Below are 20,430 nucleotides of genomic sequence, written 5' to 3' on the forward strand. Positions count from 1 at the left end.
TCCGGGCACGGATTGCATGCCGCGGCACGGCCGCCGGTACCCTTATCGCTGTGCCTGGACAGTGCACAGCACCTGCATCACCTAAGGAGAACCACCCGGAATGTCGCTGAATAAGTCCTCTGTTCAGGAGCGCTTCATGCGCCGCAAATCGTTATGGATTTGCTTCACGCTGGTCCATTTGGTGTTCTTCGCGGCATTGTCGTCGCTGATCTTCTCCGGCGGAGTCCTCAGTGACATCAACCTGTACCGGCAGTGGGCTTTTGAGGGAATTAACGACGGCGTCTGGCAGGGCATCAGCGCGGATTGGGTCTATCCGATCGGGGCGCTGCTGCCGATGCTCCTTGCCGCGGTTTTCGGCTGGGGAGGTTACCAGCTGGCGTGGTTTGCGATTTTCACGGCGCTGAACGCTGCAGCCGTGGCCGTCATCAGCAAACCGGCAACCCCCGCCCGGTACGCAGCCTCCTACTGGTGGCTGGCAGTCACCGGACTGCTGGGCCCGGTGGCCGTGGGCCGGGTGGACGGGCTCACGGCCCCGCTGGTGATCATCGGTTTGCTGCTGCTCGCCAGCCGCCCGGTGGTTGCCTCCGCCCTGCTGTCCGTGGCCACCTGGATGAAGGTGTGGCCCGCAGCTGTCATTCTGGCCGTTTTGGTGGCCTCCCGCCGCCGCCTGACCCTGGTGCTGACCGGAGCGGCAGTCTCAGTGGTGATGGCCGGAATTGTCATCGCAGGCGGAGGTGTCCGCCATCTGCTCTCCTTCGTCGGAGCCCAGGGCGCCCGCGGCATGCAGATGGAAGCCCCGTTCACCACGCCGGGCCTGTGGCAGGCCATCCTGGGGAACGGTTCCGGGGCGTACATTTTCGAGGACAAAATCATCAATACGCGCGAGGTGCGCGGCGCGCTGGGTGAACCGGTGGCAGCACTGATGACGCCGCTCCTGGCGGTGGCCGCCCTCGCCGTCGTCGTCCTGCTGATCTGGGCGCTGCGCCGCGGGGCCGACGCCGGACAGCTGCTCATCGCCGGGTCGCTGGCTCTTGTGGCGGCGTTCATCGTGTTCAACAAGGTGGGCTCGCCCCAGTTCATGCTGTGGCTGGGCGCGGTTATTGCCGTTGGCGTGGCCTGGGAAGGCCGGAGCTGGCGGGTGCCCGCGATCCTGATGCCGGCAATCGCGGCGCTGACCACGCTCGTGTATCCGATGTTCTATGCCGCCCTGTACAACGACCTCAACGTGGTGGTCGCTGCGCTGCTGACGCTGCGAAACGTCCTGCTGCTGGTGCTGTTCGGCTGGTCAGTGGTGCGCATTGTCCGGCTGACGAAGGCCGGCGGCAGCAGCCGGGTCAGTGCACCCGAAGTTCGCCCGGAGACGGCTCCGTAAGCTTCTTCCGGAACAGGGACTTTGTCTTGGGATCCAGGAAGATCAGGTAGAGCGCGAAGCCCAGCGCCGTCACGGCAGCAATCTGCCGGGCGGCGGTGAGGCTGAAGTCGAAGTAGGGCCAGATGTCCAGCTGATCGCTGATCGCGTAGACCATGAAGAAGGACACCACCAGGTACAGCGTCTTGACCTGCCAGTCGTTGCGGATGCCGGTGACGGCAAACAGCGGGATCAGCCACACCACGTACCAGGACTGGATCATGGGCGCGAGCAGAACGATGGCGGCAAACGCCAGGGTGAGGCGGCGCACCAGCCGGCTGTACTCGCCCACGAACATCTGCCAGAACACGATCAGCAGTGAAGCAACCCGGCCAACGGTGTGCACGATGTCCGCGAAGGTCCAGCCCGGAAGACCGAGCGCGTTGCCCAGCGTGGCAACCAGCATGCCGAGGAAGCCCACCGGTGCGTACCAGATCCACACGCTGCCCGGGGTGCTCAGGGCGCCCACCCAGCCGAACCCCAGGCCGTTGACGATGCCGAGGATCCAGAGCAGTCCCAGCGAGATTCCGGCCGTCATGAACCAGTAGAGGAACTTGCGCGGCCAGGACGCCCCCTTGCCTGCCCACATCAGGCCCACGAAGGGCAGCAGGATCAGCGTGATCGGCTTGATGCCCACGGACAGGGTGATCAGCAGAATGCCGGGAATGGCCTGCTTGGTGGCAGCCAGGTACAGGCCGGCCAGGGCCAGCCCGATCATCAGTGCGTCATTGTGCACGCTGGCAATGAAGGTGGTCAGGAACAGCGGATTGGCCGCGGTAAGCCACAATGCCCGGTTCGGGTTGATGTTGTGCAGTTCGGCGAGCTTGGGCACGTAGTACACGCACAGGGCCACGCCGATCAGCGAGATGAGCCGGAAAAGGAGAATGGAGTACTCCGGCTGGCCGCCGGTTACCCGGACCACGATTTCCTCCAGCCACAGGAAGACGGGGCCGTAAGGGGTGGGGCTCTGCGCCCACAGGTCGTCGGCGCCGATCTGGACGTAGTTGGAAATCTGCGAATAGCCGTCCTTGTACGGATTCAGCCCGCTGACCATCACCAGCCCCTGGGTGATGTAGGCAAAGACATCGCGGCTGAAGAGAGGCAGCGCCACGCACATGGGCGCCGCCCAAGCGACTATGGCTTTGAGAACCACGGGCCGGCTTTCCGGCCCCCAGGACGTAATGCGCTGGCCCAGCCGCAACCATGAACGGACCAGGAGCATCCCGCCCACGGCCAGCATGAACACCGCGAGCACTGCCCCCTCGGGCTCAAAGCGGAGCCACATGATGACCGGGTTCCGGCGCAGGTCATACGAGGCGAGGGAGAGCCATCCGACGCCGAGTGAACCCGCGAGCATCAGCAGGGAACCGATGAGGCCCTGGATAATCGCGACGTTGGGGTTGAGAGCTTTCGCTATCTCCGGGCCCGGAGACGAAGGCTCGGTCGCGGGGACCTGGGCGGTCATCTACGTGGTTCCAATCTTTGGGGTTTGTACAGTTACCCAACGGCCCGCCGGCACAAAGCCCGGGACTGCGGCAAAACCTGTTTTCGCGGGAAGAACTCAGCAGCGTAAATGGTGTTTCCGGAAGCTGAAGGACAGGCACCGATCACACCGCGGCGAGGACCGTCAGTAGCCAAGATATTAGCACCGCAGAGTGTGCAAAGCCCGGATGCACGGACGCGGCGGACCGGTTCGGCCGGAGTGAGGGATGCGTCACATACGCCGGAAGCCATCACGTTGCTGACCGCTTTCCGCCCGGCGCATCCCCGGCGGCTGCGCGGTACATTGGTCCTGTGCCAATTACTAATGAACGCATTGTCTGGATCGACTGTGAAATGACCGGCCTGGACATCAAGAATGACGCCCTCATTGAAGTGGCGGTCTTGGTGACCGATTCCGAGTTGAACATTCTGGGAGACGGGGTGGATGTGGTCATCCGGCCCGATGACGCCGCGCTGGCCCAGATGGGTGATTTTGTCCGGAACATGCACACCGCGTCCAAGCTCCTGGATGAGCTGCCCGGCGGAATGACCATGGCCGAGGCCGAAGCCCAGGTCATCGAATACATCACCAAGTGGGTTCCGGAACCGAAGAAGGCCCAGCTTGCCGGAAACTCGGTGGGCACGGACAGGAACTTCCTCGCCCGGGACATGCCCGCGGTCATCGATTACCTGCACTACCGCATCATCGATGTCTCCACGATCAAGGAACTGGCCCGCCGCTGGTACCCGCGTGCCTACTTCCAGGCTCCGGCCAAGACCGGCAACCACCGCGCACTGGGGGACATCGTGGATTCGATCAACGAGCTGCGCTATTACCGGCAGGCCGTTTTTGTGCCCGCTCCGGGCCCGGATTCGGCAACGGCCAAGAAGATTGCGGAGAGCTTCAAAAGTTAGCTCGGTCACATTTGGGCCTCCCGGCGGCAACTTGGTCAGGAGTACTCCAAAAACCGTGTAAGCTTGATTCCGCTGCCTCAGATAAATGAGTTCGCACAGACCACTCGCCTGGACTTTGCGAATATGTTATCCGAGGCACATGGTGGGTATAGCTCAGTTGGCAGAGCGCCTGGTTGTGGTCCAGGAGGTCGCGGGTTCAACCCCCGTTACTCACCCCAAGGAAGCTGGCAGGTCCAGTTTCGCAAAGGCCGTCCCGGTTCATCGGGGCGGCCTTTGTTGTGTTTGCACTTGTGTTTGACTTGATTGGAAAGACTGCCCGGACCGCGCCGCGGCAGCACCGCCGCTGGACCGTACTGCGGCCAAACGTTGAGGAGGCGCCGCTTGGAGCGCAGATTGTTCGAAGAAGACCATGAGCTTTTCCGCGACCTCGCCCGGGAGTTCAACTCCCGCGAAGTCGCTCCCGGGTACGCCCAGTGGGATGCCGAGCACATCATGCCGCGGAAGCTGTGGACGGCCGCCGGAGAACAGGGCCTCCTGGGACTTGCCGTGCCGGAGGAATTCGGCGGCGCCGGCATGCCGGATTACCGCTACCGCGCCGTGCTGGACGAGGAGTTCGCCAGGGCCAATCATCTCGCCGTCGGCCTGGCCTTCCACCTGCACGATGACATGGTCCTCCCCCATCTGCTGGCCTACGGCTCCGATGACCTCAAGGAACGCTGGCTGCCGGGCATGGTCAGCGGCGAAACCGTCACCTCCGTCGCCTGGACTGAGCCCGGTGCCGGCAGTGACCTGCGCGGCATCCGCACCAAGGCAGTGCGCGACGACGGCGGCTGGCGCCTGAGCGGACAGAAGACGTTCATCGGAAACGGCATCAGCGGTGACGCCTCCCTGGTCCTGGCCCGCACCGACGGCGGAACCGGCCGCGGCGCCCGGGATTCCTTCAGCATGTTCATGGTCGAAAAGACCGAGGGCTACAAGACCGGCGGCCAGCTGGACAAGATGGGCCTGAAGGCCTCGGACACCGCCGAACTGTTCTTCGACGACGTCCGTGTCCCCGAAGGCAACCTGGTGGGCGAGGTGGGCCGCGGCTTGGAATACGCCGCCGGCCAGCTCCCCCAGGGCCGGCTCGCCATCGCCGTCGCATCCTCCGCCGTGGCCCGGCAGATCTTCGAAGCCACAGTGCAGTACACCAAGGAGCGCAGCGCCTTCGGCGAGCGTATTGCCGACTTCCAGAACACCCGGTTTGCCCTGGCCGACATCGAGACCGAGGTGGAGGTCACCGAGGCGTACGTGGATGCGGCCATTGTCGCCTTCAACGAGGGGAAGCTGGACGCCGTCTCCGCGGCCAAAGCCAAGCTCTGGGCCAGTGAGCGCGTCAAGTCCATCACCGACCGCTGCCTGCAGCTGCACGGCGGCTACGGCTACATCCTGGAATACCCCGTTGCCCAGGCCTTCCTCGCCGCCCGGCTGCTGACGATTTTCGGCGGCACCTCCGAGATCATGCGCGAAGTCATCGGCCGGAAGATCACCGCCTAACCGCACCTGTCCTCCTCCGAAGGCCTTCCACAACCATCCGTTCAACAGAAAGACCAGCAATGACCGTCCGTCCCATCGTCATCCACGGCGAACCCGTCCTGCACCGCCGAGCCGCTCCGGTGGAAAAGTTCGATGATGAACTGCGCACCCTGGTGGCGGACATGTACGAGACCATGGATGTTGCCAACGGTGTTGGGCTGGCAGCGACCCAGGTGGGCGTGGGCCTGCGCCTGTTCACCTTTGACTTCGCGAACGAGGACGACGCCCCGGACCGCGGCGTCGTCATCAATCCCGTGCTGATCACGTCCAAGGTCCCGGGCTCGGCACCGGATCCGGAAGAGGACGCCGAAGGCTGCCTGTCCATGCCGGGAGAGAACTTCCCGGTCAACCGCGCCGAGTGGGCCAAGGTTTCCGGCTTCGATGAAAACGGGGCGGCCGTGGAGTTTGAAGCCACCGGCTGGTTTGCCCGCGTCCTGCAGCACGAGTACGACCATTTGGACGGCAAGCTGTACGTGGACAAGCTCAACGACCGGTGGAGCCGCAAGGCCCGAAAGACCATCAAGGCCCACGGCTGGAACGTTCCTGGCCTGACCTGGATGCCCGGCGTCGATCCGGATCCGTTCGGCCACTAAAACCCGGCCGCCGAAACAGCAGAAGGTGCGCTTCCCAGCCCTGGGAAGCGCACCTTCTGCTGTTTCGCGGGTGGAAACCGCTTAGATCGACGCTGCGAGCTCCGCGACGCGCGGATAAGCCGGCGGATTCACATGCGCCATTTCCTCCAGCACGCGGATCACCTGGCAGCTGTAGCCGAACTCGTTGTCGTACCAGACGTAGAGGACGGCGTTCTTGCCGTTGGAGATGGTGGCCAGCCCGTCCACAATGCCGGCCCGCTTGGAACCCACAAAGTCGGTGGAGACCACTTCCGGTGAATCGATGTAGTCGATCTGCTTGTGCAGGTCCGAATTCAGCGAGGTCTCCCGCAGGAAGGTGTTGATCTCTTCCTTGGTGGTGGAGGTCTCGAAGTTCAGGTTCAGGATCGCCATCGACACATCGGGGGTGGGAACCCGGATAGCGTTGCCGCTGAGCTTCCCGGCCAGCTCCGGCAGCGCCTTCGCCACGGCCTTGGCCGCACCGGTTTCGGTGATCACCATGTTCAGGGCAGCGGAACGCCCGCGGCGGTCGCCCTTGTGGAAGTTGTCGATCAGATTCTGGTCATTGGTGAACGAGTGCACCGTCTCCACATGCCCGTGGATAATGCCGAACTTGTCGTTGAGCACCTTCAGGACCGGAGTGATGGCGTTGGTGGTGCAGGAAGCCGCAGTGACGATGCGGTCCTCATCGGTGATGGAATCGTGGTTGATGCCGTGCACGATGTTTTTGAGGCTGCCCTTGCCCGGGGCGGTCAGCAGGACGCGGGACACGCCCTTGGCGGCCAGGTGCTGGGACAGGCCTTCTTCATCGCGCCAGCGGCCCGTGTTGTCCACCACCACTGCGTTGGAGATGCCGTAGGCCGTGTAGTCCACGGTGGCCGGATCGTTCGAGTAGATGACCTGGATCAGGGTTCCGTTGGCCAGGATGGTGTTGTTCTGCTCGTCTACGGTGATGGTTCCGTCGAAGGCACCGTGCACCGAGTCGCGGCGCAGCAGTGACGCCCGCTTCACGAGGTCGTTCTCGGCCCCCTTCCGGACAACGATTGCCCGGAGCCGCAGTCCCTGGCCGCCGCCGGCGTGGTCGATGAGGATGCGCGCCAGCAGCCGGCCAATGCGGCCAAAGCCGTAGAGCACGACGTCGGTGCTGGTGCGGTTATCGGCCCCGTGCCGGCCCGCTACGTCTGCCAGCTCTTCGCGCAGGAAATCTTCCAGGTCCCGGTCAGCGCCCTCCGCCTTGTACTTCAGGCTCAGGCGGGCAAGGTCGATGGACGCGGCGCCGAGCTCAAGCTCGGAAAGTGCCTGCAACAGCGGGAACGTGTCGGAAACAGGCAGTTCCACTTCATCGATCTGCCGGGCGAAGCGGTGGGCCTTGAGTATGTCGATAACGGAGCGGTTGACCAGTGGACGGCCGTATACCGAGGTCACCACGCTGTTTTCGCGGTACAGCCGCCCGATCAGCGGAATCATTGCCTCGGCGAGGGCCTCGCGGTCCATCCAGGTATCAAGGCAGGCGTCGGAGATCTGGCTCAAGAGTTCACATCCTTTTTTCAGCCGGCACCGCTTTGTGCCGGTTGGTCGTCCTCCCCAGTGTATTAGGACACATTGGTCCCCTCCGCCGGATTGACGAGATGTCCGTCACATCTGCTGCAGCGCGTGCAGGACGTTTAGGGGGTTTCCGCAGGGCTCAGGTCCCGTTCGGGTTCCAGGTCCTCCAGGTGCCGGATACCCCTCAGCGGACCGAACGCTGCCACGGCCGGCGCGAGGAAGGCGACAGCCAAACCGGTGAGAATGGCGCCGCGGATGCCGAGGGCGTCCACCAAAAGGCCGCCGATGACACCGGCAATGGCCAGCATGCCCCAAGTCACCATCCGGGAGGCGGATCCCAGCCGGCCCAGCATCTGCGGAGGACACACCCGCTGGCGGAAACTGGTGGAGACCACCACGTTCATGGAGATGCCGTATCCGGCGACGAACAACCCGGCGAAACCGGGCGCCATTCCCCACCCCGGGCTCATCAGGAGAAGGCTGCCGTACCCGGCCGCTGCCGGCACCATGGAAAAACGCCACACGGTTCCTGAACCCAGACGCTGGGTCACCCGTTTCACCGTCAGGCCGCCCAAGGTTCCGCCCAGTGCCGTAGCTGCGGTGAGGAATCCGAGCATTGCGCCGGACTCCCCCAGCGTGCGCACCACAAGGATGACCATCAGCGAGACAACGATGGCGCCGCCCAGGTTCCACAGGGCTCCCACCAGCAGGATGGCCCGCAGGGGCGCGGTGCTGAAGCTGTACCGGAGCCCCTCGCCCATCTCCCGGAAGATCCGAACCGATCCCGGGTTGTCGCTGACGGATTCCTGCACTTTGAGGGTTGCCACGGACGCCAGGGATACGGCGGAGGCCGCCACCTGCAGCAGGAGCGAGTTCGATGCGCCCCAGACACCGGTGAGCCAGCCGCCCAGGCCCCTGCCCACTGCATCCGCAGAGGCTGCCGACCCGGTCATCAGCCCGTTGCCTTCAATCAGTTCTTCCCGTTTCACGGCGCGGGGCACCAGCGCGGATTCCGCGAGCATTGAGAAGACCGCAGCCAGCCCGGAGAGGAAGGAGACCACGAAAAGCTGCGCCACGGTGAGGCGGTCCAGCCAGAAGGCCACGGGCAGGGACATCAGTACCGCAATGCGCATCACCAGTGCCGTCAGAACCACGGGCTTGCGGCGGTAGCGGTCCACCAGGACTCCGATCGGAAGCCCGAACAGGAGCCACGGCAGGAATCCCACCCCGGAAAGCGCCGCCACAGCGAAGTCTGTTGCATCCAGTTCCACGGCCGCAATCAGGGGAAGCGCCACTGCCGCCACGGAAGTTCCGAAGATGCCTGCGGTGGAGGAAACCCACAGTGCGCGGAAGTTGGCATTGCGGAGCACCAGCGGCCGCGGTTTGGTAGTAGTCCTGGACATTTCCACACAATAGCCCCGCGGCACCCGGCGAACGCGCTAAGACAACACGCTTGGGCAAATCCTTCGAAAAAACAGTGCCAAAAAACAGGAACACTATTGCCGAAGCGTTCCGGAGAAGAGTCCGGTGTGCGGAGGAATGCTGTGAAGGGACGGGTTGGCCGATAAGCCGGGTTTTGTATCCCCGGACCGTTACCGGACCGGAGGCGGCAATCATCCATCTAGGAACGCCGTTGCCGGCGCCCTCAAGCGGCCTACCCGGACGCATCGGGCGAGCAGCCCTCAAACGCGTCCTGTATGGCCTTGCTCCGGGTGGGGTTTACCTAGCCGAACCGGTCACCCGGAACGCTGGTGGTCTCTTACACCACCTTTTCACCCTTACCGAAGACGCTGATCCAAACGGACCACCGTCCGCGGCGGTTTCTTTTCTGTGGCACTGGCCTGCGGGTTTCCCCGAGTGGGCGTTACCCACCACCCTGCTCTGCGGAGCCCGGACTTTCCTCGGCGGTCCTTCGCAAAAAGGAACCAACGCGATCGCCTGGCCAACCCGTCCAGCCTCTAATGCTACCGTCTCCGCCCTGCCCCTGCTGCCCGGGCAGCCGCGGGGACCAGCAATCCGGCTCGCGTACGATTAATTGGTGTTAATTCTGCTGCCGCCCTCCGAAGGGAAAACGCCCGCCGCAACCGGTCCGGTCTTTGACCCGAACCTGCTGCATTTCCCCGAACTCAACGATGCCCGCAAACAGGTCCTCGCTGCTCTGGCGGAAGCCAGCACGGCGGAGGATGCGCACACTGTCCTCGGTGTCGGTTCATCACTGGCAGCTGAGGTGCGCCGGAACACTGTGCTGGCTGAGCAACCGTGCGCCCCGGCTCACCGCATCTACACCGGTGTCCTCTACGACGCTCTGGGCTATGCCTCCCTGACCGCCGCCCAGCAGCGCAAGGCCGACGACGCCGTCGTCGTCATCTCGGGACTGTGGGGCGCGCTGGGGTTTGGTGACCCCATTCCCGCCTACCGGTTGTCCATGGCGGTAAAACTCCCGGAAACGGGCAAACTGGCATCGTTTTGGAAGAAGCACCTGGCGGAGGTCCTCGCGGACCATGCCCGGGGGCAGCTGGTGGTGGACTGCCGCTCCAGCACGTACGCCGCCGCCTGGGCGCCGGAACCGGCCGCAGCCGCCTCCGTGAACGTTTTCCAGGTACGCAACGGCAAGCGCACAGTGGTGTCCCACTTTGCCAAGCACACCCGCGGAGAGCTCGCCCGGCATCTGCTGAGCCGCACCGGAACCGACCCGCAGACGCCCGAACAGCTGCTAGCGGCTGCATCCGAGAAGTGGGAAGCGGAACTGGTCCCGGCCACGGCCCGCAAGCCGTATCAGCTCAACATCATCCTGCCGGGTCAGGCCCCCTCACCCAGTTAACCGGCAAGCCCAGTTAAGCGGAGGGCCCAGTTAAGCGGAGGGGGAACCCTCCGCGACCAGCTCCACTTCGAAGCCCTCGCTGTTTTCCAGATACGCGGCGTAGTGGCCCTGCCCGCCTGCATGCGGATGCCGGTCGGCGAAGAGCAGCGTCCAGCCGTGGCTGGCCGCCCGGCGGGTGAGCAGGTCCACGTCGGCGCGCGAGCCGGCATGAAAGGCCAGATGGTTCAACCCCGGCCGCCGCCGCTCATGGTCCGCGTCCAGCACATCCGGCCCGGCCTCGATGACAATATAACTGTCCGCTCCCTGCCACCGGGCGCCGGTGTCCCAGCCCTCGGCACGCCGGTATCCCAGCCGCTCCAGGAGCCAGCCCAGCGAAGTTTCCGCTGCGGCGAAGTCGCGGACCCACAGCTCGGTGTGGTGCAGCCGGCCGGAAGGCGCCGGAGCCGCTGCCGGCTCTGCTTGTGCCGACTCCGCAGGCACCGCTTCTGCTTCGGGTGCGTCCTGCGGCATCGGATCTTTTGCGGCGCCGCCCTTCTGCACCCACGGAACTCCGGCCATCCCGGCATCCATGGCTTCGTTGGAGAGCCGGTCGGCATCCTTATTCAGCTCACGGGGAATCCACTGGTACTTCACGCGCCGCGGGTTCACTATTCCCCGGGCCTTCGCGGCCAGTTTCTGCATGTCCTCGTGCTTGATCTTCCAGCGGCCGCTCATTTGCTCCACCACGAGCTTGGAGTCCATCTTGGCGAGGATCCAACAGTCCGGATCAATCTCGTGCGCCATTTCCAGCGCCGCCACCAAACCGGAATATTCGGCAACGTTGTTGGACGCCTTGCCGATGTACTGCGCCTTTTCGGCGAGGATCATCCCGGTGTCCGGATCCCGCACCAGGGCACCGTAACCGGCGTGCCCGGGATTGCCGCGGGACCCGCCGTCGGCCTCCACAATCAGCGTGCGCCGGGACGCGGAGGGGGCCGCACTCCGGGACGGTTCGGCGGGGGTGTCAGACGGGTCAAACAGGGTCACTTCTCAGCTGCTCCACTCATCGGAGCGCACCAGGATGCAGCCGGAGTCGGGGCAGAAGACAATGTCGTCCTCAGCGGCCCGGCGGATGTCCGCGAGGTCCCCGGGGCTCAGCTGCATGCCGGAGCCTTCCGACGTACCGTTGTACAGCCGCGCAGCACCGATGCCGTGCTTGGCCAGCGTCTTTTCGTAAAGGGCGAGCAAATCGGGCTCGAAGGTAGCGGCGAGTTCGTCGCGGTCAGCAACGACGGCGCGGCGTTCCGATTCAATCTCGGCCAGCTCGGCGTCGCGCTTTTCCTCCAGCGCGGCCATCCGGGCATCCAGGTCGGCAGCTTCCCGGCGGGACTGGTCCTCCACTGCCTTGGCAGCTTCCAGGCGTTCCATGACCTCCAGCTCCACATCCTCCAGGTCGGAACGGCGCCGCTTCAGCGACTCCATTTCGCTCTGCAGTGAGGTGAGCTCCTTGGACGTGCCGCTGCCGCTGTCCAGATGCTTCTGGTTGCGCTCCACGCGGGCTGCCACGGAGGCAACGTCGGCCTCGGCACGGGTCAGTTCACGCGTGATGTCCGCGGCCTCGGTGGCAGCGGCAACGAGCCGGCTCTGCGCTGCGGCCCGCTCCATGGCGAGGTCCGCGATGGCGGAATTGTCATTGACGCTGCGTGCCCGGTTCCGAAGTTTGCGGACCGTACTGTCCAGAGCCTGCAAATCGAGCAGCCGCAGCTGCTCCGCCGACGATGCTTTTGCCACCGAAAAACCTCCACCTATGACCGGGCCACCCGGCCCGGTTCTTCCCCCCTAGCCTATGCCAAGGCCGCAGATCAGTTCAGCCCGGGTGTCAGCACAAAATCCCACGGATCCGTGTTGGTGGTGCTGATCCGGATCTCCGTACTGAACCCGTGATCGTTCAGAACGTTCTCCAATGCACGGGCTGCAGGCGTCAACCACAACCATTCACTGCCGAAATGGGACACATCAATCAGATAGGGGCGGTCGTTCACCGCCGCCTCACGGGCTTCGGAGGCCGGGTGGTGGCGAAGGTCAGCTGTGACGTAAACGTCAGCCCGGTGCCGGCGGACGGCGTCGAAAAGGCTGTCTCCGGCACCCCCGCAGACAGCTACGCGGCGCACCAGCCCGTGCGGGTCCCCTGCTACGCGCACACCGCCGGCCACCGCGGGGAGGATGCTGAAGACCAGCTTCGCGAAATCGGCCAGCGTGGCAGCCGCGGGCAGTTCACCCACCCGCCCGATGCCTTCCTCCGGCAATCCGTCCGCTGCCGGAACCAGGGGCTCCACATGTTTCAGGCCAAAGGCATCAGCCAGCACATCCGAGACACCGCCCACGGCGCTGTCGCCGTTGGTGTGCACTGCCAGCAGCGCGCAGCCGCCCTCGATCAGGCGGTGCACGGCGTTGCCCTTGAAGCTGGTGGCGGCCACTGAATGGACCGGCTTCAGGAACAGCGGATGGTGGGTCAGCAGCAGGTCTGCACCCCATTCAAGGGCCTCATCGATGACCGCCGAGGTGGGGTCCACCGCAAAGAGGATCCGCTGAACTTCCCGGGAGGGCTGTCCGGCCACGAGGCCAACGGCGTCCCATCCTTCCGCGAGGGCTTCGGGCCACAGTTCCTCTGCGATCCGGAGCACGTCGCCGAGGGTGGGAACGGCGGGCTGCCCTGCGTGCTCGGGCTGGCTTGTGCGCTTGGGCTGGCCTGTGTGCTCGGGCTGGTCTGTATGCATAGGTCCAGTTCTACCCGCTGGGTTTGCCCCGCTCAATTCGGGCGCGCCGCACTGGCGGCTTTCCCGGCGGCTCTGCCCGGAGCCGCGCGCAAGAGCGGGAATCAATACGGCCGCACATGCATTGATACAGGGTATGAAGACCTATGTACTTGGCGGAGGCTGCTTCTGGTGCCTCGACGCCCTTTATCAGAAGACCCGCGGCGTGACCGAAGTCGTATCCGGTTACACCGGCGGGCACACCGCCCATCCGGACTATGACAGTGTGTGCTCCGGCACCACCGGGCATGCCGAGGTTGTGGCGGTGACTTTCGACGAAGACATCATTCCGGGCGAAGTGATCCTGGACATGTTCTTCATCTCGCACGACCCCACCACGCTCAACCGGCAGGGCTACGACGTCGGAACCCAGTACCGGTCCTCCATGTTCTATACGAACGAGACCGAGCGCGAGGAATTCGAGAAGGCGCGGGACCGGGCCCAGTCGCACTGGGACAACCCCATCGTGACGGAAATTTCGCCGCTGCCGCAGTTCCACGTGGCGGAGGACTACCATCAGGATTTTTATGCCAAGCACCCCGAACAGGGGTACTGCCAGGTGATCATCAATCCCAAGCTGGCCAAGGCCCGGAAATATTACGCCGAATGGCTTGACAACTGAGCCATCCCCATGCTTGAGGGTAGGCTTGAACGGGCCCGTTACAGGCTTTCCGGCGGCGCCCCCACAGCCAACAGACTTCCGAACAGACATTCCGACGGATAGAGGACATACCATGGCACGGATTTACGACGACGTCACCCAGCTGGTCGGCGGTACGCCGCTGGTGCGGCTGAACCGCCTGACCGAAGGCCTCGACGCCGAGGTCGCGGTCAAGCTCGAGTTCTACAACCCCGCCAACAGCGTGAAGGACCGCATTGGCGTGGCGATTGTTGACGCAGCGGAAAAGGCCGGGGCGCTCAAGCCGGGCGGCACGATCGTCGAAGGCACCTCCGGCAATACAGGCATCGCCCTGGCCATGGTGGGTGCAGCCCGGGGCTACAAAGTCATCCTGACCATGCCGGAGACCATGTCCACCGAGCGCCGGGTCATGCTCCGCGCCTACGGTGCCGAGATTGTCCTGACTCCCGGCTCCGAAGGCATGCGCGGCGCCGTGGACAAGGCCAAGGAAATCGTGGCCACCACAGAGAACGCCATCTGGGCCCAGCAGTTTGCCAATGCTGCCAACCCCGAGATCCACCGCCGGACGACCGCCGAGGAAATCTGGGAAGACACCGACGGCAAGGTCGACATCTTTGTTGCCGGCGTGGGCACCGGCGGCACCGTCACCGGCGTCGGACAGGTCCTGAAGAAGCGCAAGCCCGGCGTGCAGATTGTTGCCGTCGAGCCCAAGGACTCGGCCATCCTCAACGGCGGCTCCCCGGGCCCGCACAAGATCCAGGGCCTGGGTGCCAACTTTGTTCCCGAGGTGCTGGACACCACCATCTATGACGAAGTCATTGATGCGTCCATCGAGGACTCCGTAGCCACCGCCCGCGCCCTGGGCGCCAAGGAAGGAATCCTCGGCGGCATCTCCTCGGGATCCATCGTGTGGGCAGCACTGGAACTCGCCAAGCGCCCGGAAAACGCCGGTAAGCTGATTGTCGCCGTGGTCTGCGACTTTGGAGAGCGTTACATTTCCACTGTGCTTTACGACGACATCCGGGGCTGATCCCCGCACCGTTTCCGGATCCCGCCCGGATCCGCCTGACCAGAAAGTCCCCTGTGAGCTTCCTTGCACGCCTGCGTGAAGACCTCGACGCCGCCGCGTCCCATGACCCGGCCGCGCGCGGTTCTTTCGAGAACCTTGTGGTCTACTCGGGGCTGCACGCCATTTGGATGCACCGGCTGACCCACCGGATGTGGGCCCGGCCGGGGCTGCGGTTCCCCGCCCGGATCCTCTCCCAGCTGACCCGGTTTGCCACGGGCATCGAGATCCACCCGGGGGCGAGAATCGGCCGGCGTTTCTTCATCGACCACGGAATGGGCGTGGTGATCGGTGAAACCGCCGAAATCGGGAACGACGTCATGCTTTATCACGGGGTGACCCTGGGCGGGCGCTCCCTGGCGCGGATCAAGCGCCACCCAACCCTCTGCGACGGCGTCACGGTGGGTGCGGGGGCCAAGATCCTGGGTCCGGTGGTCATCGGCAAGAACAGTGCAGTCGGCGCCAACGCCGTGGTGGTCAAGGACGCTCCCGCCGATTCCATCATCACCGGGATCCCGGCGCGCTGGCGCCACCGTCAGGTGAAAGAAACCCAGGCGGCCGTGGATCCGGCCGAATACATTGATCCCGCGATTTACATCTAACGCTGATTAGACGCAGAAAGGCCGCCGGCACCTCTTGGTGCCGGCGGCCTTTCTGCGCTCCGGGCGGGTGCTAGTGGGTGTCCACTGCCTCAACCTCGGAATGGTCCCCGCTCCACAGCGTGTGGAAGGTTCCGTCCGTGTCCACGCGGTTGTACGTGTGCGCGCCGAAGAGATCGCGCAGGCCCTGGGTCAGTGCGGCGGGCAGGCGCTTGCGGCGCAGGCCGTCGTAGTAAGCCAGGGAAGAGCTGAATACGGGCACGGGGATGCCCAGCTGGACTGCCACGGACACGACGCGGCGCCAGGCCGGCAGAGCGGCAGCAATGGATTCGGCAAATGCCGGAGCCAGGAGCAGATTGGCCGGAGCCTGGTCGCCTGCGTAGGCCTTCATGATGTCATCGAGCAGCTCGGCCCGGATGATGCAGCCGGCACGCCACAGGGAGGCGATCTGGTCCAGCTTGAGGTCCCAGCCGTATTCCTTGGCTGCACTGTTGAGCATGTCGATGCCCTGTGCGTAGCTGACGAGCTTTGAGGCATACAGTGCCTGGCGGACGTCGTCCACGAAGGTGTCAGGGAGTTCCACGGCTGCTTCGCCGCCGGCGAGGATTTCCTGTGCCTGCTCCCGCTGGCCGCGCTGCGAAGACAGTGCACGGGCAAAGACGGACTCGGCGATGGCGGATACCGGCGAACCCAGGTCCAGGCCGGACACCACGGTCCAGCGGCCGGTGCCCTTCTGGCCGGCCGAATCCACGACGACGTCCACGAACGGCTTCCCGGTCTTGGCGTCTGTGTGTGCCAGGACCTCGGCGGTGATTTCGATCAGGAAGGAGCTGAGCTGACCGGTGTTCCATTCCGTGAAGATCTTGGCCTGTTCGGCCGGCTCAATGCCTGCTGCCGAACGGAGCAGGTCATAGGCCTCGCCGATAACCTGCATGTCCGCGTACTCAATGCCGTTGTGAACCATCTTGACGAAGTGGCCGGCGCCGTCGGTGCCGATCCAGCTGCAGCAGGGCTGCCCGTCATACTTGGCGGAAATCTTTTCCAGCATGGGACCGAGGGAGTCATAGGACTCGCGCGAGCCGCCGGGCATGATGGACGGGCCCAGCAGCGCGCCTTCTTCTCCGCCGGACACGCCGACGCCCACAAAATGCAGGTCCTTCTCGGCCAAAGCAGCCTCGCGGCGGCGGGTGTCCTCGTAGTGTGAGTTGCCGGCGTCGATGACAATGTCACCGGGCTCCAGCAGCGGCACCAGCTGGTTGATCACGGAATCCACCGGCGCACCGGCCTTCACCATAATCAGGACCCGCCGGGGCTTTTCAAGGTTGTCCACCAGTTCCTGCAGGGACTCCGTGCGGATGAAGTCGCCTTCATCGCCGTGCGCGGACAACAGTGCATCCGTCTTTTCGATGGACCGGTTGTGCAGGGCTACGGTGTAGCCGTTCCGGGCCAGGTTGCGGGCCAGGTTTGCACCCATAACAGCAAGGCCGGTGACGCCAATTTGTGCGCTCAAGTTCTCTCCAGGATTCTTCGGGTGCCCCGGCAATGGGGGCACAACGATCGGCGCTCACCCGCCGTCTTTATCCTCCAGCCTATGCTTACGGGCCGCTCACCCGCCACACGGGGCCTTCCGTGTCGGCCGTGCCGGTGGTTCCGGTGGTGCCGGTGGATTCAAACGTGTTGATCACACCGGCCACCTCCTCCACCACGGCCACCCCGTCTTCCATGGTGGAGGTTCCTGAGGTCAGGACCACCACGGCATAGTCGTTGTTGTCACCGGCCCGGACAAATCCCATGCTGCCTACGTTCCAGACGTTGTCGTCATCCTGGAGCCAGCCGTTCTTGAGGGCAATCTCCGCGCTGAAGGCGGGAAGCCCGGCACCGATGCCCCAGCTCTGGCCGGCGTCCACGTTTTCCATGAGTTCCACGGCGAAGCCGTGCAGGCTGCCGTTGATCCAGTCCACGCCGTCCAGGACGGCACGGGCGATCCGGAGCTGGTCTTCGACGCCGGTGTCGTTGGCGCCCCAGATATCAGTGGCTTCCGTCCGCGTCACGCCGAGCAGGTCATAGGTCCGGCCCAGTTCCTCGGCTCCGCCCACCGCCTCATAGAGCGCCGTGGTCGAGTCGTTGTTGCTGTACTCGATCATCATCACGGCGAGCTCTTCCTCCTCGGGGGTCAGCTCCCGCTGCTCGTCCGTTGCCTGGCGCAGCAGCGTGAGCAGGATGGGCACTTTTACCAGGCTGGCTTCGAGGTAGCTGTTATCCGGGTTGTAGTGCCAGGCCTGGCCCGTGGAGGATTCGTAGACAGCCGCAGAGAATTCGGTGTCCGTCCCCGCCGCGTAGTCGTCAAGAGCGGACGAGAGCAGGTCGGCCTGCTCGGACGGGAAGGGCTGAGAGTCGGGGGCTTCCTGCGTCGCCCCGGGGGCGGGATCCGGATTCGGATCAGCCGCCTCTGTACAGCCAACCGCGGTGAGCGGGAGAAGCAGCACGGCAGCTGCTGCCAAGGAACGTCTGATTGCACTGTGCATGCCTGCACCCCCTGTTCGTTTCAATCTGCTGGCGAATTGCACCTGCCCGGGAGGTTTTCCGTACCCTGCCGAGTGCAGGTGCCCCTGACTCTTCAGGGATAGCAGTGGACCCTGTTGGAAGGCTGGGAGCGCGGAAGTGCACCCTCGAAAATTCAACGGTCGGCGCTTTGGCGGGTGGCCAAAAACACGCTCCGCTGCCCGTGGGATCCGGACAAAACAAAACCCGCCGTCCGGTGCCGGACGGCGGGTTCGCTGTACTTTTCGGTGGGTCCTACCGGGATCGAACCGATGACATCCACGGTGTAAACGTGGCGCTCTACCAGCTGAGCTAAAGACCCTTTTGTGACCGTTATGCCTTTCAGGTTTCCCTGATCAGCGCCGCATCACGAGGAATTACTCTACCCGACGTTTGGGGAGTTTGCCTAATCGGCTCGAGAGGGCGGTTATTGGACAGTCAGTGCCATCCCGCTTCCCGGCCAGTTCCCGGCGGATCAGCGCGGCAAATCAGGAAGCTCGGCGGCCAGATATTCCAAAGCGGTAGCTACGCCGGCATCAATTTTCAGGTCCGCCAGGTCATCTCCGCGCGTGGTCCCGCGATTGATAATAACCACCGGTTTTCCCGTCTTATGGGCATGCTTGACGAACCGCAGACCGCTCATCACCGTCAGGGAGGACCCCGCCACCAGAAGCGCGTCCGCGGCGTTCAGCATGGCAAAGGCAGCCGCCACGCGGTCCCGGGGAACGTTTTCGCCGAAATAGACAAAATCGGGCTTGAGCATTCCACCGCACACCGGGCAGTCCGCCACAACAAAATCTTCGGTATCGGCCACGTCAGCATCCGCGTCCGGGGCAATATCGCCGTCGAGCCGTGCGCGCTCCAGGAAACCGGGATTGAGGTCTTCCAGCAGCTTGGAAATCGTCTGGCGCGAATACCGGGTGCGGCAGTCCAGGCAGATCACCCGGTCAAAGCGCCCGTGCAGGTCCACGGCCAGTGCGCTGCCGGCATCGGTGTGCAGGCGGTCCACATTCTGCGTAATCAGGCCGGTGGTCAGCCCCCGGCGCTCCAAACGGGCGACGGCGGCATGGCCGGCATTGGGCGCTGCCTGCCGCAGATGGTGCCAGCCCACATGGTTCCGCGCCCAGTAGCGGCGGCGCAGCTCGGGATCTCCCACGAACTCCTGATACGTCATCGGGTTGCGCGGCGGCGCTTCCGGACCTCGGTAATCGGGAATCCCGGAGTCAGTGCTCAGGCCGGCACCGGTAAGGACAGCAATGCGTTTTCCGGACAACAGCTCGACGGCGCGGCGGAGCTCCCGCTCCTCCTCCGCCGTGGGCCGCGGTGCCGAGGGTTCCGGGTCCGACCGGACAAAGCCGGTCAACCCCAGGCCCGGCCGGGGAGCCGGGTGCGGCTGGGGATCGGTTGATTCAGAAGGTGGGTTTGTCATGGTTCAGCCAGCTCCTTAAAGGCGTCCCGGTAAGCCTGCAGGGGACGCGGCGATCCCGGATCGGAATGCACCTCGGCACGGACCATCCCGGCCCCGTCAATGATAAAGGAGGCGCGCCGCGGGCGGCCCTGCACGGCGTCGAACGCCCCGTAGGCCTCCGCGACCCGGCCGTGGGGCCAAAAGTCGGCCAGCAGATCAAACGAATACCCGCGGTTTTCCGCATAGGCCCGCAGGGAATACTTGGAGTCGCAGGACACTGCCACAATGCGGATGCCTGCCCGGGCAAACTCTGCCCGGGCAGCCTCAAGCTCATCCAGCTCTCCGGAACACACGCCGGAGAACGCAAAGGGATAAAAGACCAGGAGCACCGGCGTTCCGCGCAGGTCCGCCAGCCGGACGGGCTCCCCGAACTGGTTGGGGAGCTCAAAGTCCGGAGCGGTGTACCGTGCGTGAACTGCAGGAACCGTGGCCCGCTCCAAACCTGCTACTTCTTGCGGCGGGCAACCAGGCGCGTGGCGGCCCAGTCGCTGCTCACGGCGGGAGATGTGGTGACGTGCAGCCCCGCAGTGGGAGCAGCTTCCTCAATGTCGGCGGGGGGAACGTACCCTTCCCGGCCGGACTTGGGGGTCAGCACCCAAACAACGCCGCCGTCGTCGAGCGTTGTGATGGAGTCCACCAGGGCATCCACCAGATCGCCGTCGTCGGCGCGCCACCAGAGGATGACTCCGTCTACAACGTCATGGTCCTCTTCGGTGAGAAGCTCGCTCCCCACCAAATCCTCGAGGCCGTCGCGGAGGTCAAAATCGACATCCTCGTCGTAACCGAATTCCTGAATCAGGTCTTGGTCTTTGAAACCCAATCTTCCCGCCACGTTCTTATCCGTGACGGCTTCGGCCTCGCTCACTTCACTCCTCCTGGTTGACTGCATAAATACAAGGGAATCACATATTTGGACGAGATGCGGTGTCTGGGACATAAGCCAACACCTTTTGCCCGGATCCTTCAA

General features: G+C 64.4%; 19 protein-coding genes, 2 tRNA genes and 1 other RNA gene. 9 read left to right on the forward strand and 13 right to left on the reverse strand.

The features are described 5' to 3' along the window. Window positions 1-100 precede the first annotated feature (100 nt). Complete coding sequence (locus tag AC4D2Q_RS13090) at window positions 101-1,372, forward strand: glycosyltransferase 87 family protein (RefSeq protein ID WP_490925884.1); 1,272 nt, start codon at window positions 101-103, stop codon at window positions 1,370-1,372. On the opposite strand, the gene mptB is transcribed toward AC4D2Q_RS13090, so the two are convergent. Then, a complete protein-coding gene (gene mptB, locus AC4D2Q_RS13095) occupies window positions 1,335-2,873 on the reverse strand; it encodes a polyprenol phosphomannose-dependent alpha 1,6 mannosyltransferase MptB (RefSeq protein WP_490946861.1) in 1,539 nt (512 codons plus the stop codon). The two genes, AC4D2Q_RS13090 and mptB, sit on opposite strands and share 38 nt — an antisense overlap. A gap of 329 nt (window positions 2,874-3,202) precedes the next feature. Between mptB and orn the strand changes: the two genes are divergently transcribed. The 4 genes from orn to AC4D2Q_RS13115 all read left to right on the forward strand — a co-directional run bounded on the left by orn (window position 3,203) and on the right by AC4D2Q_RS13115 (window position 5,973). Continuing rightward, window positions 3,203-3,805: an oligoribonuclease gene (orn, locus tag AC4D2Q_RS13100; RefSeq protein WP_490925886.1), complete on the forward strand. Its 603-nt coding sequence runs from the start codon at window positions 3,203-3,205 to the stop codon at window positions 3,803-3,805. Between the two features lie 142 nt (window positions 3,806-3,947). Next, window positions 3,948-4,023: transfer RNA gene (locus AC4D2Q_RS13105), tRNA-His, on the forward strand. Window positions 4,024-4,186: 163 nt separating this feature from the next. Continuing rightward, window positions 4,187-5,341 (forward strand): acyl-CoA dehydrogenase family protein, encoded by a 1,155-nt coding sequence (locus AC4D2Q_RS13110; protein WP_490946863.1) that lies wholly within the window; start codon window positions 4,187-4,189, stop codon window positions 5,339-5,341. Between the two features lie 59 nt (window positions 5,342-5,400). Next, complete coding sequence (locus tag AC4D2Q_RS13115; RefSeq protein ID WP_490946866.1) at window positions 5,401-5,973, forward strand: peptide deformylase; 573 nt, start codon at window positions 5,401-5,403, stop codon at window positions 5,971-5,973. An 81-nt stretch (window positions 5,974-6,054) separates the two neighbouring features. Here the strand turns inward: AC4D2Q_RS13115 and AC4D2Q_RS13120 are convergent, their stop codons facing one another. The 3 genes from AC4D2Q_RS13120 to rnpB form a co-directional block, all read right to left on the reverse strand. After that, window positions 6,055-7,521: a glyceraldehyde-3-phosphate dehydrogenase gene (locus AC4D2Q_RS13120; RefSeq protein WP_490946868.1), complete on the reverse strand. Its 1,467-nt coding sequence runs from the start codon at window positions 7,519-7,521 to the stop codon at window positions 6,055-6,057. 134 nt (window positions 7,522-7,655) lie between these two features. Further along, complete coding sequence (locus AC4D2Q_RS13125) at window positions 7,656-8,939, reverse strand: MFS transporter (protein ID WP_490946870.1); 1,284 nt, start codon at window positions 8,937-8,939, stop codon at window positions 7,656-7,658. Between the two features lie 146 nt (window positions 8,940-9,085). Next, window positions 9,086-9,486: RNase P RNA component class A (rnpB, locus tag AC4D2Q_RS13130), an RNA gene on the reverse strand. Between the two features lie 88 nt (window positions 9,487-9,574). Here rnpB and AC4D2Q_RS13135 point away from each other — a divergent pair. Then, on the forward strand, window positions 9,575-10,357 hold the full coding sequence (locus AC4D2Q_RS13135; protein WP_490946872.1) for a YaaA family protein: 783 nt from the start codon (window positions 9,575-9,577) through the stop codon (window positions 10,355-10,357). Window positions 10,358-10,387: 30 nt separating this feature from the next. Here AC4D2Q_RS13135 and AC4D2Q_RS13140 read toward each other — a convergent pair whose 3' ends face one another. From AC4D2Q_RS13140 to AC4D2Q_RS13150, 3 genes are all read right to left on the reverse strand, one after another. Then, window positions 10,388-11,383, reverse strand: a complete 996-nt coding sequence (locus AC4D2Q_RS13140) for a reverse transcriptase-like protein (RefSeq protein WP_490946874.1) — start codon at window positions 11,381-11,383, stop codon at window positions 10,388-10,390. Between the two features lie 3 nt (window positions 11,384-11,386). Beyond that, window positions 11,387-12,127, reverse strand: a complete 741-nt coding sequence (locus tag AC4D2Q_RS13145; RefSeq protein ID WP_490946878.1) for a zinc ribbon domain-containing protein — start codon at window positions 12,125-12,127, stop codon at window positions 11,387-11,389. Between the two features lie 71 nt (window positions 12,128-12,198). Further along, window positions 12,199-13,113 (reverse strand): Nif3-like dinuclear metal center hexameric protein, encoded by a 915-nt coding sequence (locus AC4D2Q_RS13150; RefSeq protein WP_490946880.1) that lies wholly within the window; start codon window positions 13,111-13,113, stop codon window positions 12,199-12,201. A 133-nt stretch (window positions 13,114-13,246) separates the two neighbouring features. Between AC4D2Q_RS13150 and msrA the strand changes: the two genes are divergently transcribed. The 3 genes from msrA (at window position 13,247) to epsC (ending at window position 15,457) form a co-directional block, all read left to right on the forward strand. Next, window positions 13,247-13,771, forward strand: coding sequence for a peptide-methionine (S)-S-oxide reductase MsrA (msrA, locus tag AC4D2Q_RS13155; RefSeq protein ID WP_490946883.1), 525 nt, complete (start codon window positions 13,247-13,249; stop codon window positions 13,769-13,771). Window positions 13,772-13,883: 112 nt separating this feature from the next. After that, a complete protein-coding gene (gene cysK / locus AC4D2Q_RS13160) occupies window positions 13,884-14,819 on the forward strand; it encodes a cysteine synthase A (protein WP_490946886.1) in 936 nt (311 codons plus the stop codon). A 53-nt stretch (window positions 14,820-14,872) separates the two neighbouring features. Beyond that, entirely contained in the window at window positions 14,873-15,457 is a 585-nt protein-coding gene (gene epsC / locus AC4D2Q_RS13165) for a serine O-acetyltransferase EpsC (RefSeq protein ID WP_490946888.1), read from the forward strand. Between the two features lie 70 nt (window positions 15,458-15,527). Here epsC and gnd read toward each other — a convergent pair whose 3' ends face one another. From gnd to AC4D2Q_RS13195, 6 genes are all read right to left on the reverse strand, one after another. Continuing rightward, entirely contained in the window at window positions 15,528-16,964 is a 1,437-nt protein-coding gene (gene gnd / locus AC4D2Q_RS13170) for an NADP-dependent phosphogluconate dehydrogenase (protein WP_490946890.1), read from the reverse strand. Between the two features lie 85 nt (window positions 16,965-17,049). Further along, on the reverse strand, window positions 17,050-17,940 hold the full coding sequence (locus AC4D2Q_RS13175) for a serine hydrolase (RefSeq protein ID WP_490946895.1): 891 nt from the start codon (window positions 17,938-17,940) through the stop codon (window positions 17,050-17,052). Window positions 17,941-18,244: 304 nt separating this feature from the next. After that, window positions 18,245-18,317, reverse strand: a tRNA-Val gene (locus AC4D2Q_RS13180). Window positions 18,318-18,470: 153 nt separating this feature from the next. Then, complete coding sequence (locus AC4D2Q_RS13185) at window positions 18,471-19,424, reverse strand: NAD-dependent protein deacetylase (RefSeq protein WP_490925901.1); 954 nt, start codon at window positions 19,422-19,424, stop codon at window positions 18,471-18,473. Next, on the reverse strand, window positions 19,421-19,903 hold the full coding sequence (locus AC4D2Q_RS13190) for a redoxin domain-containing protein (RefSeq protein ID WP_490946897.1): 483 nt from the start codon (window positions 19,901-19,903) through the stop codon (window positions 19,421-19,423). The genes AC4D2Q_RS13185 and AC4D2Q_RS13190 overlap by 4 nt, the downstream gene beginning before the upstream one ends. A gap of 5 nt (window positions 19,904-19,908) precedes the next feature. Beyond that, window positions 19,909-20,328 carry a DUF3052 domain-containing protein gene (locus AC4D2Q_RS13195; protein ID WP_400927994.1) on the reverse strand — a complete coding sequence of 140 codons (420 nt, stop codon included), beginning with the start codon at window positions 20,326-20,328 and terminating at the stop codon, window positions 19,909-19,911. Between the last annotated feature and the right edge of the window lie 102 nt (window positions 20,329-20,430).

It is taken from the genome of Arthrobacter sp. TJ-178 (assembly GCF_058269275.1).